A 14,027-nucleotide genomic window follows, 5' to 3' on the forward strand; every position below is an offset into this window, starting at 1 on the left:
GCCACGTGCCGCCCTTCCTACCGGTCCCCGGCCGGGGCACCCTGCAAGGCCCCGGCCCGACGCAGGGTATCCCCGATCCGAGCCAGGGCGTCGTGGTCCTGCGCCACCGGTTCGATCAGCGGTCCCTCCGCCGTGCGCCAGCGGCGGGCGACCGCGTCGGCCGGTTCGCCGGTGAGCAGCGCGGCGGCCTGGGCGGCGGCGCCGAGGGCCACCAGCTCCTGGGCCTCGGGGACCAGGACCGCCCGGCCGGAGAGCCGCAGCACGGTCCGCTGCCAGGCCCGGCCCCGGGCGCCGCCGCCGATCAGCAGCAGCGGCTCCTCGCCCGACGGGTCGTTACCGCCCGCGCGCAGCACGGAGTCGAGCGCGGTCAGCAGGGCGTGGGCCGCGCCGTCGTAGGCGGCCTGGAGCAGCTGCCCCGGCGTGGTGTCGTGGCGCAGGCCGTGGACCAGGCCGGAGGCGGCCGGGAGGTCCGGGGTGCGCTCACCGTCCAGGTAGGGCAGGACGACGGCGGTGCCCCCGTCCTCGACATCCTCCCGGCCGCGGCCCATCAGGGCCGCGATCCGGTCGACGGCCAGGGTGCAGTTGAGGGTGCAGGCCAGCGGCAGCCAGGCGCCGAGGGCGTCGGCGAAGCCCGCGACGGTACCGGTGGGGTCGGCGGGCCTGTTCCGGCCGACGGCGTAGACGGTGCCGGAGGTGCCGAGACTGAGCACCGGGCGGCCCGGCTCCAGGCCCAGGCCGAGGGCCGCGGCCATGTTGTCGCCGGTGCCGGTGGCCACCAACGCGCCTTCGCGCAGCGGCGTCCCGGGGCGGACCACGCCCACCCGGGCGCCCGGCGGGAGGACCTGCGGCAGCTGGCCCGGGTCGAGGCCGATCCGGGCCAGCAGGTCCTTGTCGTAGTCGTCCGGCCCCCACCAGCCGGTGCCGGAGGCGTCGCCGCGGTCGGTGACGGCCTCGCCGGTCAGACGCTCCGTCAGGTAGTCGTGCGGCAGGCGGACGGCGGCGGCCCGGTCGGCGGCGGCGGGCTCGTTGGCGCGCAGCCACGCCCACTTGGCGGCGGTGAAGGCGGCGGTCGGGACACTGCCGGTCCGGCGGGCGAGCTCCTCGGGGCCGAACCCGTCCCGCAGCTCGGCCGCCTGGGGTGCGGAGCGGACGTCGTTCCAGAGCAGCGCCGGACGGACCGGCGCCCCGGCCGCGTCGAGGGTGACCAGTCCGTGCTGCTGGCCGGCGATCGAGACGGCGGCCGCGCGGTCGGCCCAGCCGGTGGCGGCGGCGGCCTCGCCGAGTGCCCGCCACCACTGCTCGGGGTCGCTCTCGCGGCCGGTTCCCGAGCTGACGGTGTGTCCGGCCCGGCCCTCTCCGACCACGGTGCCCGTGTCGATGTCGACGGCGAGGGCCTTGGTGGACTGCGTCGAGCTGTCCACGCCGATCACGACGCGCTGCTGAGCCATGCGTTCCTCCGGGGGGTTCCTTCTGGCGTTGCGACATACTAATTTGTTGAGAGCCATAACAAACACCCCTCGCACCGATCCGGAGCCCTTTGATGTCCATCGACCCGCTCGTCCCCACCCCCGCGCACCGCTTCACCTTCGGTCTGTGGACCGTCGGCTGGCAGGGGCGCGACCCGTTCGGCGACGCCACCCGGCCCGCGCTCGACCCGGTCGAGACCGTCCAGCGGCTGGCCGCCCTCGGCGCACACGGCGTTACCTTCCACGACGACGACCTGATCCCGTTCGGCGCTGGCGAGGCCGAGCGCGAGCAGACCGTCAAGCGCTTCCGCGCTGCCCTGGATGCCACCGGGCTGAAGGTGCCGATGGCCACCACCAACCTCTTCACCCACCCGGTCTTCAAGGACGGCGCGTTCACCGCCAACGACCGCGACGTGCGCCGCTACGCGCTGCGCAAGACGATCCGCAACATCGACCTCGCGGCCGAGCTCGGCGCCACCACCTACGTCGCCTGGGGCGGCCGGGAGGGCACCGAGTCGGGCGCGGCCAAGGACGTGCGGGTGGCGTTGGACCGGCTGAAGGAGGCCTTCGACCTGCTGGGTGAGTACGTTGAGGTGCAGGGCTACGACCTGCGCTTCGCGATCGAGCCCAAGCCGAACGAGCCGCGCGGCGACATCCTGCTGCCGACGGTCGGTCACGCCCTGGCCTTCATCAACGAGTTGGAGCGCCCGGACCGGGTCGGCCTCAATCCGGAGGTCGGCCACGAGCAGATGGCCGGGCTGAACTTCCCGCACGGCATCGCCCAGGCGCTGTGGCACGGGAAGCTGTTCCACATCGACCTGAACGGCCAGTCCGGCATCAAGTACGACCAAGACTTCCGCTTCGGCGCGGGTGACCTGCGGCAGGCCTTCTGGCTGGTCGACCTGTTGGAGAACGCCGGCTACGACGGCCCGAAGCACTTCGACTTCAAGCCGCCCCGCACCGAGGACTTCGACGGCGTCTGGGCCTCGGCGGCCGCCTGCATGCGCAACTACCTTCTGCTGGCCGAGCGTTCCCGCGCCTTCCGCTCCGACCCCGAGGTGCAGGCCGCCCTCGCCGCTTCCCGCCTCCTCGAACTCGCCCTCCCCACCGCCGAAGACGGCCTGGCCGGCCTGCTGGCGGACCGCTCGGCCTTCGAGGACTTCGACATGGACGCCGCGGCCTCCCGGGGCATGGCCTTCGAACAGCTCGACCAGCTCGCCCTCGAACACCTCCTCGGCGCCCGCTGAGCACCGGGGAGCCGGGCCGCAGCGACGGCGCGGCCCGGCTCTCCGGACGGGCTCTTCACCCGACCACTTCAGCCCCGGATCAGGACGTCCACCTGACCCGTGCCGGCCGGGGAGCGAGCACCGCTCCATCCGAGCCGAGTCGCCGAAACTTTCGCCCAATGAGCTCCATCATTTCGCTCAAGTTCGGGGCGCAGTAGGTCATCTGACGATCGAGTCGCCGTCTTCCGCGTCACCCGTGCCACGGAACAGGGTTTTTGCCGGACAAGCCGGATCCGAGCGCGAGCGAATCTGTCGCCGATCCAGTCGAAAGTGTTGACAGCCCGTCGAGCGTGGCCCAACACTGGCGCCGTCGACAAGGTCGCACCCACCCATCGGCATCGCCCCCAACGATGTTGACGACCCGTCGGCTCCGTGCGGCGCTGCGCGACACCGTCCGTCCGACCCACCCCCATGCGGTCGTCGGTGGCGCGGGGCCGCACCCACCCCCACCCCACCCGCAGGACGGAACACCCTCGTGAACTCTCCCCACCCCAAGAGCCGCACCCCCTGCCGCGCCCGACGGACCGTCAGCGCGGTGCGCGTCCTCGCCCCAGCCCTCGCGGTCGTCCTGGCCCTGCCCGGCACCGCCGAGGCCGCGACCGTCACCACCAACCGGACCGGCACCGACGGCGGGTACTTCTACTCGTTCTGGAGCGACGGCGTCGGAGCGTCCTCGATGTCGCTGAACGGCGGCGGCAACTACGGCACCTCCTGGAGCAAGGTCGGCAACTTCGTGGCCGGCAAGGGCTGGCGCACCGGATCGCGCAACCCCGTGACGTACTCCGGGACTTGGAGCACCAACGGCAACGCGTACCTGGCGCTGTACGGCTGGAGCACCAACCCGCTGGTCGAGTACTACATCGTCGAGAACTACGGCTCGTACCGGCCCTCCGGGACGTACAAGGGCACCGTCACCAGCGACGGCGGGACGTACGACATCTACCAGACGACGCGTTACAACGCGCCTTCCATCGAAGGCATCAAGACCTTCAACCAGTACTGGAGCGTCCGTCAGACCCGGCGGACCGGCGGGACCATCACCGTCGGGAACCACTTCGACGCCTGGGCCCGGGCCGGGATGAGACTCGGCACCATGAACTACGAGATCATGGCCACCGAGGGTTACCAGAGCAGCGGCAGCTCGAACATCACCCTCGGCACCACCGGCGGCAACCCGCCCGGCGGCGGCTGCACCGCGGCGCTCTCCGCCGGCGATTCGTGGGGCGACCGCTACAACCTGAACGTCTCGGTCACCGGATCGAGCGCCTGGAAGGTGACCGTGAAGGTCCCCTCCCCGGAGAAGGTCGGCTCGACCTGGAACGTCAACGCCACCTACCCCGACGCCCAGACCCTCGTCGCCACCCCCAACGGCGCGGGCGACAACTGGGGCATGACCATCCTGAAGAACGGCAGCTCCGCCTGGCCGACGGTCTCCTGCACCACGAGCTGACCCCCGCACCGACCCTCCCTCGTCACGAGCTCAGCGGCTCTGCGCGCTCGAAAATGTTAGCGCTAACAGACTCGGATCGCAGCTCCCCCACCCACAGAGAAGGTCCCATGCACACACGGAGTTCCAGCCGCCGACAGCTGTCCGCGGCGTTCGCCGCCGCGGTCGTCGCCGTGGCGACCCTGGCGGCGATGCTCGTCGCCGCCCCGGCCCAGGCCGCCACCAGCGGCCCCCTGCGCGGCACCGGCTCCAACCGGTGCCTGGACGTCCAGGGCGCCAGTCAGGCCGACGGCGCGGCCCTGCAGATCTACGACTGCTCGGGCGGGGCGAACCAGCAGTGGACGGCGACGTCCACCAACCAGCTCACCGTGTACGGCACCAAGTGCCTGGACGTCCCCAACCACGCGACCACCGCCGGCACCCGGGTGCAGATCTGGGCCTGCAGCGGCGGAGCGAACCAGCAGTGGCGGGTGAACACCGACGGCACCGTGGTCGGCGTCGAGTCCGGCCTCTGTCTGGACGTCTCCGGCGGCGGCACGGCCAACGGCACGGCGGTGCAGCTCTGGACCTGCAACGGCGGCGGCAACCAGAAGTGGACCGGCCTGACCGGCACGCCGACCCCGACGCCCACCCCGACGCCGACCGGCGGCACCTGCGCCCTCCCGTCCTCGTACCGGTGGTCCTCGACGGGTGCGCTGGCGCAGCCGGCCAACGGCTGGGCCGCGGTGAAGGACTTCACCACGGTGACGGTGAACGGCAAGCACCTGGTCTACGCCTCGAACGTGAACGGGTCCACGTACGGCTCGATGGCCTTCAGTCCCTTCACCAACTGGTCCGACATGGCGTCGGCAGGCCAGACCGGGATGAGCCAGGCCGCGGTGGCGCCCACCCTGTTCTACTTCGCTCCGAAGAACATCTGGGTGCTGGCCTACCAGTGGGGCCAGTGGCCGTTCATCTACCGCACCTCCAGCGACCCGACCAACCCCAATGGCTGGTCCGCGCCGCAGCCGCTGTTCACCGGCAGCATCTCCGGCTCCGGGACCGGCCCGATCGACCAGACGCTGATCGCCGACGACCAGAACATGTACCTGTTCTTCGCCGGTGACAACGGCAAGATCTACCGGGCGAGCATGCCGATCGGGAACTTCCCGGGCAGCTTCGGCTCCTCGTACACCACGATCATGAGCGACACGGCGGCCAACCTGTTCGAGGCCCCGCAGGTGTACAAGGTCAAGGGCCAGAACCAGTACCTCATGATCGTCGAGGCCCAGGGATCGGGCGGCCGCTACTTCCGCTCCTTCACGGCCACCAGCCTGAACGGCTCCTGGACCCCGCAGGCGGCCACCGAGGGCAGCCCCTTCGCGGGCAAGGCCAACAGCGGCGCCGGCTGGACCAACGACATCAGCCACGGTGACCTGGTCCGCAGCAACCCCGACCAGACCATGACCATCGACCCCTGCAACCTGCAGCTCCTGTACCAGGGCAAGGCCCCGAACGCGAGCGGCCCCTACGACCAACTGCCGTGGCGTCCGGGGGTCCTGACCCTCCAGCGCTGACCGGCGCGCGCCACTCCGAGGGACCCCGGCCACACCTCGGCCGGGGTCCCGCCACGCCGGTGACGGGCCGTCGGCCGCCTCAGGGCGACGGCGGCCCTCCTGTGCGAGCCTGGCCCCATGTCGATCACCGCCACCGTCGCGGTCCTGCTCATCGCGGCCGTGCACGCCTACATCCTGGTCCTGGAGATGTTCCTGTGGACCGGCCCGAAGGCCAGGTCCTCCTTCGGCACCACCGCCGAGTTCGCCGCCGCGACCAAGACGCTCGCGGGCAACCAGGGCCTGTACAACGGCGTCCTCGCCGCAGGCCTGGTGTGGGGTGCCGTCGCCTCCGACCCCGTGGGGTTCCAGGCGAAGGTGTTCTTCCTGGTGTCCGTCGCCGTGGTCGGCGCCTACGGTGCCGTCACGTCCAGCCGGAAGATCGTCTTCGTGCAGACCGTTCCCGCCCTGATCGCCCTGGCGCTGGTCCTGGCGGCCCGCTGAGCCGGCCTGGCGGGGCCGAAGCCGCGGGGCCGATCGAGTGGAACGCGCCACGGCGCAGCCCGGTCTGATCATGCGTCAGCCGCCGAGCGGCCAGGCTGATGCGCATGACACCCCTGCACGGCGCCGCCCTGAGGTGTGCGGCGGCGGCCCTCGCGGCCGTGGCCTCGCTGGGCGCGGACCCGGCCGCCGCCGCGCCGAGAGCCACCGGCGACCTCAAGCTGACCCTGGTGGCCCGGGTCTGCGCGAGCTACTCCGACGTGATGGCCAACCGGCAGCGGGACGACAACATGCAGTCCCTGCAGAACCTCGGCAAGGACTCGGTCTACTCCGAGGGCCAGCCCGTGGCCCCGGACGTCGAGGCCGCCAACGACCCGAACTGCACGCCGCTGACCGGCTGGCGGTTCAGCCTGGGCAGCGGCATCGGCGGCGAGGTGCAGGGCCTGTCCACCGTCACCCCCGCACCGGACGGGCTCACCCGGGCCACCACCCTCGCCTCCGTGCCCGAGTTGGACGCCAACCGCAACGACACCGGCCGCATCCTGGCGGGAGCGGTCACCGTGGACCTGGACGACAGCCTGATCGCGGTCGCCCGGAACCGCCGCCTGCAGATCCAGGGCGGCGCTCCCACCGACCCGCTCAACCAGCAACTGCTCGGCAACACCTACTCGTTCGCGACGCTGCGCTGCGCCGTGGACAACCAGCGCGCCGACAACGTGGACCGGGCCGCCTACCCGACCGGCTCCAGCCACGTCTTCTGCTACTACTACGCCGTCCGCCAACCCGCCGAGCCGGGGACCGTCGTGGTGCGCAAGCACGTGCTGGGCACCGCCGCGGCACGGCCGTTCGCCTTCGACGGCGACCTCTCCTACAACCCCGGCGGCCTCTTCCAGTTGACCGCCGGCCCCGGTGCCGACGGCGAGCAGTCCTTCCGTCGGGCACCGAGCGCCGAGACCGGGCAACCGTGGACGGTGCAGGAGCAGGTGCCCGCCGGCTGGACCATGACCGACCTCGCCTGCACCTCCGCCAACGGCACCAGCACGACTACGACTTCGGGCCCCCGGGCCTCCGTCACCCTGGCCGCCGCCGACACCGTCACCTGCGTCTACACCGACGCGCCGAGCGACACCGTCGCCCCGCTCACCCTGCTCAAGCAGACCACCGGCGGCGCGGGCGGACCGTTCGGCTTCACCGCCGAGGACGGCACCACCCTCGGCACGGCCAGCACCACCCGGCCGGACACTCCGGTCAACGTCGGGACGACGTACCTCGCGCCCGGCCGACACACCGTCACCGAGGCGCTCCCGGAGGGCTGGTCGCTCAGCACGGTCTCCTGCCAGGGCGCGACCGCCACCAACTCCACCGACGGCTTCGCCCTCGACCTCCCGGCGGGTGGCGCCACCTGCACCGTCACCAACACCCGACAGAACCCCCCGCCGCCGTCACCGACACCGTCACCGAGCCCCACGCCTACGCCCCTCCCGACACCGACGCCGACGCCGACCGCCGTTCCGACGGCTTCGCCGCGGCCGACCGAACAGGGACCGGCACTCCCCGAGACCGGTGCCACCGGCCTCGCGGGGCCCGCGGGCGCAGCGGCCGGTCTCGTGCTCTCCGGTGCGGTCCTGGTCTTCCTCGCCGCCCGTCGCCGCAACTGACCCGCTGCGCACGTGACATGACGTGCCGAATCCCCGGAGCACGCCCGCTCCGGGGATTCGGCCGTCCTCAGGACCGGTGCGCTCGCGGCGTCACGCCAGGGTCCACTGCTGGTTGCCGCCGCCGCTGCAGGCCCACAGCTGGACCTGCGTGCCCTCGGTGGTGGCCAGGCCGGCCACGTCCAGGCAGAGACCCGACTGCACCCCGGTGACGGTGCCGTTCGCGTTCAGCAGCCACTGCTGGTTGGCCTGGCCGTTGCAGGTCCAGGCGACCGCCTTGGTGCCGTTGGTGGTGCCGTGAGCGTTGGCGTCCAGGCAGAGCGTGCTGCCGCCGACGGTGACGGTCAGCTGGTTGGACGCGGTGCGCGTCCAGGTCTGGTTGGCACCGCCGTTGCAGGTGTTGATCTGCTGCTGCGTGCCCAACGCCGTGCTGGCGTCGGTCAGGCACTTGCCCGCGCCCACCGCGCGCAACGCGCCGGTGGTGCCGCCGGGGGCGGTCGCGTCCAGGCCCATGAAGCGGATCGCCTCGGCGGCCATCGTGGAGCCCTTGACCGGCAGTTCGTGCCCCGAAGCGGCCAGGCTGTAGGCCTCGACCTGGGTGGTGCCGGCGCTGTTCCTGTACCGGGTGCGGGTCCAGTTGGTCACGGGGCTGTCCGTCGTGGAGGGCGTCTGGCTCACGCCGAGGACGTCGGTCCACTGCTCGACCGCTTCGCCGAGGTTGTTGTGGCTCAGGATGGTGTCGTTGGTCCCGTGCCACAGCTGCACGCGCGGGCGCGGGCCGGTGTACCCGGGGTAGCCCGAGGTACGGACCGAACCGCCCCACTGCTGCGCGGTCCGGTTGACCTGGCCCTGGGCGCAGGCCGAGTTCCAGCCGCGGACGGTGCCGGTGTAGAAGCAGCGGTAGGGCACCCCCATGAACGACGCGCCCGCCTTGAAGACGTCGGGGTAGTCGGCGAGCATCACGTTGGTCATCATCGCGCCGGAGGACTGGCCGGTGACGTAGACGGCGTTGGGGTTGCCGCCGTGGCGCTGCTGGGCGTAGGTGATCATCGACATCAGCCCGACCGGATCGCTGCCGCCGTTGCGGGTCAGCGCTTGGTCGGAGGAGACGTCCCAGCAGCTCCCGCCGGGGTTGGTCGAGGGGTAGATGACGAGGAAGCCGTACCGGTCGGCCAGCGAGGAGAAGTCCTGGCTGGAGTGCAGGTAGGGCCCCGAGCCCTGACAGCCGTGCAGGGCCAGCAGGATCGGGGGGTTGGCCTTGGCGGTGGCCGGCACGTAGAGGTGCATCTGCAGACCGGTCGGGTTGGTCCCGAAGTCGGTGATCTGCGTCAGCGAGGCGGCACTGGCCTGGGGGGCGGCCTGAAGGCTCAGGCCCACGGCGAGGCCGACCGCGGCGACCACACCCCAGAGGCGTGACAGGGGCGTGCGGAATCGGAACACAGGGTCTCCAGAGGGGTGGCTGTGAGGTACTGTGAGCGTTAACAATCCACTGGGCGCCCCAGCGCAGCCACCATCGTGGCGGGAGAGCGCAGCGCCGTCAACGCTCTCGCCGCAATGAGTTTCCCAACCAGGCAGAGCGTCAACTTCGCACCCTGGCAGGCGAAGTGAGGATTTCCCTGTTGTGGCCGCCCTACCGGGCGCGGGCGGCGGGACGGACGATCGCCTCGTTCAGGTCGACCGTGGGCGGCTGGGAGATCGCGTAGGCGATGGCGTCGGCGACGGCCTCGGCGGGGAGCGTGACCGAGCGGTACGTCGCCATGGCCTGCCGCGCCGTGGGGTCGGTGATGCCGTCGGCGAGCTCGGACTCCGTCACGCCCGGGGAGACGAGCGTGACCTGGAGCGTGGCGGCCGCTTCCTGGCGCAGTCCCTCGGTGATGGCGCGGACGGCGAACTTCGTGGCACAGTACACGGCGGCGGTCGGGGACACCTCGTACGCGCCGACCGACGAGATGTTGACGATGTGTCCGTGGCCCCGGGCGCGCATCGCCGGGAGGGCGGCGGCGATGCCGTGCAGGACGCCGCGTACGTTCACGTCGATCGTGTGGTCCCACCCCTCGGTCCTCAGCGCGTCCAGCGGCGAGAGGGGCATCACCCCCGCGTTGTTCACCAGGGCGTCGATCCCGCCGAACTCGGACCGGGTGGCCTCGACGAACGCCCGTACGTCCGCCGCGTCGGTGACGTCCAGCACCCGGTGAGCCGCGGCGCCGCCCCGGGCGCTGATCTCTGCGCCAGCTGCCCGAGCCGGTCGGTGCGGCGTGCGCCGAGCATCACGTGGTGTCCGTCCGCGGCGAGCCTGCGCGCGGCCGCCGCGCCGATCCCACTGCTCGCCCCCGTGATCGCCACGGTCTTGGTGATCTTCGTCATCGTCGTCTCCCTGGGTCGGCTTTGCTCCGGTGCGGCCCTGTCCCGGGCCTCGGCCAGCCTGTGGGAGTCCGAGGGAGGCAGCCAGGACGGTCCGTGCCTGGGTGCGCCGCACCCAGGCACGGCCTGGCGACGGACCCTGGGGTGAGAGGGTGACGACAACGATCTCGGGGACTTCCTGCGCGCCCACCACGGCCGCCTGCGGCCGGCCGACGTGGGTCTGACCTCCTGCGGCGCCCGGCGGGTAACGGGTCTTCGGCGCGAGGAGGTCGCCGTCCTGGCCGGCATGAACAGCGACTACTACGGCCGCCTCGAACAGGGCCGCGAGCGCGGCCCCTCCCCCAGGTCCTGGACGCGATCAGTGCGGCCCTGCGCCTGGAGGGAGAGGAGCGCGCACACCTCTTCCGGCTCGCGGATGCCCCGCCCGGCGGCCGGCCGGCGCAGCCGCAGGAGCACGTCGGCGCAGCGCTGCGCCAGCTGCTGGACGCCTGGACGGGCACCCCGGCGTTCGTCCTCAACCCCGCGATGGACCTGCTCGCCTCCAACACCCTGGCCCACGCCCTGTTCTCACCGTTCCGGCCGGCCGACAACCTCGCCCGGATGACCTTCCTCGATCCCGCCGCCCGCGACCTCTTCACGGACCGGACCGAGACCACCGGGAGCGTCGTCGCGGGACTGCGCCGGGCGAGTGACCTCTACCCGGAATACCGCCGCCTCCGGTCTCTGGTGCGTGAACTCTCGGCCACGAGCGAGGAGTTCGCCCGCCTGTGGTCCTCGCACACCGTCCACGGGAAGAGCTCCGCCGCCAACAACCTGATCCACCCCGAGGCGGGACGCCCGGCCCTGACCTACCAGACCTTCGAGGCGTGCGGCGCGCCCGGCCAGCAGCTAGTCGTGTACCGGAACCAGCCGGAAAGTCCCAGCGCCGAGGCATTCTCCCTGCTCGGCAGCCTCCACGCCAGCCGCGAGGATCAGGCGCGGCAGCCGATCCGATGACTGCAATGACTCCGCCCCACCGCAGGGGCGACGGGGCGGAGGGTAGGACGGTGGCGCTGCGGAGCCGTCAGGCGGTGGTGCAGGCCGTGCCGTTGAGGCTGAACTGGCCGGCCGGGGCGGCGTTCCCGGAGTGGGTGGCCTGGAAGCCGAAGGAGACCGAGCCGCCGGGGGCGATGGTGGCGTTGTAGCCGAGGTTCTTGGCGGTCACCTGACCGACGGCGGGGCTGACCGTCGCGTTCCAGCTGTTGGTGACGGTCTGGCCGCCGGGCAGGGCGAAGGACAGCGCCCAGCCGTTGACGGTGGTGGCCCCGGTGTTCGTGACGGTGAGGTTCTCGGTCAGACCGGTGTTCCAGGCGTTGATCTCACTGGTCACCTTGCAGCCCGCTCCCCCGGTCGGGGTGGGGGTCGGGGTGGGGCTGGGGCTCGAACTCGGGCTCGGGCTGGAGCTCGGGCTCGGGCTCGGCGAGTTGGACGGCGAGGGGCTGGAGGTGGCGGCGCCGAGGGCGTTCACCGTGGCGGTGTAGGCGGGCTTCGGCTGGTAGTTGTTGTCGTACAGGGTGGCGGCGCCCTCGCCGGGGAAGGTGCCGGGGACCCAGGAGTCCGGATCGCCGACGGCCCACTGGCTGATGCCGGCGCAGCCCTTGACGGCCAGGCAGGTATTGGTCACACTCGCGAAGTCACGTCCCTGCTGGGCCAACTTCGCACTGTCCGCCGGCAGTTGCATACGGACGTCCAGCTCGGTGATGGCGACCTCGAGGCCGAGCGCGGTGAACCGCTCCAGGTTGGCCTTCAGGCTCGACGGGATCTGGCCCAGGATGAAGTGCCCCTGGAACCCGATGCCGTCCAGCGGGACCCCCTGGGCCTTGAGCGACTTCGCCAGGTTGTACATGGCGTCGCTCTTCGCGTTCAGGCCCTCGGTGTTGTAGTCGTTCAGGTAGAGCTTCACCCCGGGGTCGGCAGCCCTGGCGGTGCGCAGCGCGTCGGCCACGAAGCCGGTGCCCATCGCGCGGTAGAAGGCGGAGTTCCGGTAGCTGCCGTCCTCGTTGAACATCTCGTTCACCACGTCCCAGGCGTAGAGCTTGCCCTTGTAGTGGGTCGCCGTGGTGGTGATGTGGTTGCGCATCGCGCCCTGCACCTGGCTGTTCGGCAGGTTGCTCACCCAGGAAGGGAGTTGGCTGTGCCAGACCAGCGTGTGGCCGCGCGTCTTCATGGAGTTGGCCTGGGCGAAGGAGAGCAGCCGGTCGCCGGGGCCGAAGTTGAAGCTGCCCGGCGAGGACTCGACGGTGTCCCACTTCATCTCGTTGGTGGGGGTCAGCACACCGAACTGGCTGCTCGCCAGGCCGGTGATGGTGGCGTTGCCCAGGTCGAACTGGGAGATCGCGGTTCCGAAGTAGATCCCCTTCGACTCGGCGAGGCCGCGCAGGCTCGGCCCCGCCGCGCCGGCCTGGCCGGCCGGCAGCAGGGCGGCCGCCGCCAGGGCGGCGGCGGTGACGGCGGCGGCCGCGGCGCCCAGGGCGCGGCGTCGGGCGTGCCTGGGGCGGGAGTGCTCGGGGCGGGGGTCGCGGAGCGTACGGACGGGCACCAGCGTGGTCCCTTCTCTTCTCGGGTGGGGGAAAGAGCTGGACGTGCGGTGGGGCATGGAACGTCCTCGGACGGAGCGGCGAAGGCGGAGGCTTCGAAAGTTTCGCTGCTCGGCCCGATTCCGATCGGTGACCCTAGGGCCGGTCCGTCCCCCCGTCAACCGTTCGCGCGCACCTCGTCAGGCTGTCCGGCCGACCGGGGCGGGGCGGTGCTGCTGCGCTCGACCAGGCTGGTGGCCAGGTCCACCCGGAGCGTGCCGGGCTGCCCACCCCGGGCCAGGTCGATCACCATCCGGGTCGCCACCTCGGCCATCTCGGTCAGCGGCTGGCGCACCGTGGTCAGCGGCGGGCCGACCCAGCGGGCCAGCGAAAGGTCGTCGAAACCGACCACGCTGAGGTCCTCCGGGATGCGCAGGCCCAGCTCCCGGGCGGCCTCGTACAGACCGAGCGCCTGCAGGTCGTTGCCGGCGAAGACGGCGGTCGGCCGATCCGGCAGGCCGAGCAGTTCGAGGCCGAGCCGACGCCCGGACTCGTGGTGGAAGTCGCCCTCGCGGACCAGCTCCGGGTCGTACGCGAGGCCCGCCATGTCGAGCGCCGCCCGGTACCCGTCGGCGCGGGCCCGGCTGCACATCATCCGGCGCGGTCCGCCGATCAGGGCGATCCGGCGGTGGCCGAGGTCGGCCAGGTGGCGGGTGGCCTCCAGGCCGCCGTCCCAGTTGGTGGTGCCGACCGCCGGCACCCCCTGGCCGGGGTCGCCCGCCGGGTCCAGCACCACGAACGGGATGTCCCGGCCCGCCAGTTGCTGCTGCTGGGCGCGGTCCAGGCCGGAGAGCACCAGCAGGACACCGGTGGGACGCCGGGCGAGCACGCCGTCCACCCAGGACTGGCCGGGGCTGAGCCGGCCGGAGGACTCGGAGAGCACTATGCCCAGGCCCTCCTCCCGGGCCACGTTCTCCACCCCGCGGATCACCTCCATCGCCCAGACGCTCTCCAGTTCGTGGAAGACCAGCTCCAGCAGCGGGGCGGCCTGGGCGGTGCCGCGCCGCCGCCGGTAGCCGTGCCGCCGGAGCAGGTCCTCCACCCGCTCCCGGGTGGCCGGGGCGACGTCGGCCCGGCCGTTCAGGACTTTCGAAACAGTCGGGGCGGACACCCCCGCTTCTTGCGCGATCTCGGCGAGCGTGGCTGCTCTGGTCACGACTTCCT

General features: G+C 72.0%; 9 protein-coding genes and 2 pseudogenes. 6 read left to right on the forward strand and 5 right to left on the reverse strand.

The genetic code is table 11. The features are described from left to right. Positions 1-17: 17 nt before the first annotated feature. The gene (gene xylB, locus ACWCYY_RS31190; RefSeq protein WP_449797928.1) at positions 18-1,448 is read right to left on the reverse strand and encodes a xylulokinase; all 1,431 of its coding nucleotides are present in this window, start codon (positions 1,446-1,448) and stop codon (positions 18-20) included. A gap of 92 nt (positions 1,449-1,540) precedes the next feature. On the opposite strand from xylB, the gene xylA reads away from it, so the two are divergent. From xylA to ACWCYY_RS31215, 5 genes are all read left to right on the forward strand, one after another. After that, complete coding sequence (gene xylA, locus ACWCYY_RS31195) at positions 1,541-2,713, forward strand: xylose isomerase (RefSeq protein ID WP_345289829.1); 1,173 nt, start codon at positions 1,541-1,543, stop codon at positions 2,711-2,713. A 514-nt stretch (positions 2,714-3,227) separates the two neighbouring features. Further along, a complete protein-coding gene (locus tag ACWCYY_RS31200; RefSeq protein WP_380150144.1) occupies positions 3,228-4,202 on the forward strand; it encodes a glycoside hydrolase family 11 protein in 975 nt (324 codons plus the stop codon). 107 nt (positions 4,203-4,309) lie between these two features. Beyond that, positions 4,310-5,755: a non-reducing end alpha-L-arabinofuranosidase family hydrolase gene (locus ACWCYY_RS31205; protein WP_449797929.1), complete on the forward strand. Its 1,446-nt coding sequence runs from the start codon at positions 4,310-4,312 to the stop codon at positions 5,753-5,755. A 117-nt stretch (positions 5,756-5,872) separates the two neighbouring features. After that, complete coding sequence (locus ACWCYY_RS31210; RefSeq protein WP_345287903.1) at positions 5,873-6,235, forward strand: DUF1304 domain-containing protein; 363 nt, start codon at positions 5,873-5,875, stop codon at positions 6,233-6,235. 104 nt (positions 6,236-6,339) lie between these two features. Then, positions 6,340-7,890, forward strand: coding sequence for a prealbumin-like fold domain-containing protein (locus ACWCYY_RS31215; protein ID WP_449797930.1), 1,551 nt, complete (start codon positions 6,340-6,342; stop codon positions 7,888-7,890). Positions 7,891-7,980: 90 nt separating this feature from the next. Here ACWCYY_RS31215 and ACWCYY_RS31220 read toward each other — a convergent pair whose 3' ends face one another. Together ACWCYY_RS31220 and ACWCYY_RS31225 are read right to left on the reverse strand one after the other, a co-directional pair. Next, on the reverse strand, positions 7,981-9,327 hold the full coding sequence (locus tag ACWCYY_RS31220; RefSeq protein WP_449797931.1) for an extracellular catalytic domain type 1 short-chain-length polyhydroxyalkanoate depolymerase: 1,347 nt from the start codon (positions 9,325-9,327) through the stop codon (positions 7,981-7,983). 190 nt (positions 9,328-9,517) lie between these two features. Then, positions 9,518-10,251 (reverse strand): annotated as a pseudogene (locus ACWCYY_RS31225) (SDR family oxidoreductase). 175 nt (positions 10,252-10,426) lie between these two features. Between ACWCYY_RS31225 and ACWCYY_RS31230 the strand changes: the two are divergent. Next, a pseudogene (locus ACWCYY_RS31230) lies at positions 10,427-11,244 on the forward strand (helix-turn-helix transcriptional regulator). 67 nt (positions 11,245-11,311) lie between these two features. Here the strand turns inward: ACWCYY_RS31230 and ACWCYY_RS31235 are convergent. Further along, positions 11,312-12,826, reverse strand: coding sequence for an endo-1,4-beta-xylanase (locus tag ACWCYY_RS31235; RefSeq protein WP_449797932.1), 1,515 nt, complete (start codon positions 12,824-12,826; stop codon positions 11,312-11,314). Between the two features lie 155 nt (positions 12,827-12,981). Then, entirely contained in the window at positions 12,982-14,019 is a 1,038-nt protein-coding gene (locus tag ACWCYY_RS31240) for a LacI family DNA-binding transcriptional regulator (RefSeq protein ID WP_345289832.1), read from the reverse strand. Between the last annotated feature and the right edge of the window lie 8 nt (positions 14,020-14,027).

The sequence above is a fragment of the Kitasatospora sp. NPDC001664 genome (genome assembly GCF_053596675.1).

What these genes read in the sequence shown, in the direction of transcription:
- ACWCYY_RS31210 (WP_345287903.1), top strand. Translation starts at nt 5,873, where the DNA reads ATGTCGATCACCGCCACCGTCGCGGTCCTGCTCATCGCGGCCGTGCAC.
- ACWCYY_RS31215 (WP_449797930.1), top strand. Translation starts at nt 6,340, where the DNA reads ATGACACCCCTGCACGGCGCCGCCCTGAGGTGTGCGGCGGCGGCCCTC.
- xylA (WP_345289829.1), top strand. Translation starts at nt 1,541, where the DNA reads ATGTCCATCGACCCGCTCGTCCCCACCCCCGCGCACCGCTTCACCTTC.
- xylB (WP_449797928.1), bottom strand. Translation starts at nt 1,448, where the DNA reads ATGGCTCAGCAGCGCGTCGTGATCGGCGTGGACAGCTCGACGCAGTCC.
- ACWCYY_RS31205 (WP_449797929.1), top strand. Translation starts at nt 4,310, where the DNA reads ATGCACACACGGAGTTCCAGCCGCCGACAGCTGTCCGCGGCGTTCGCC.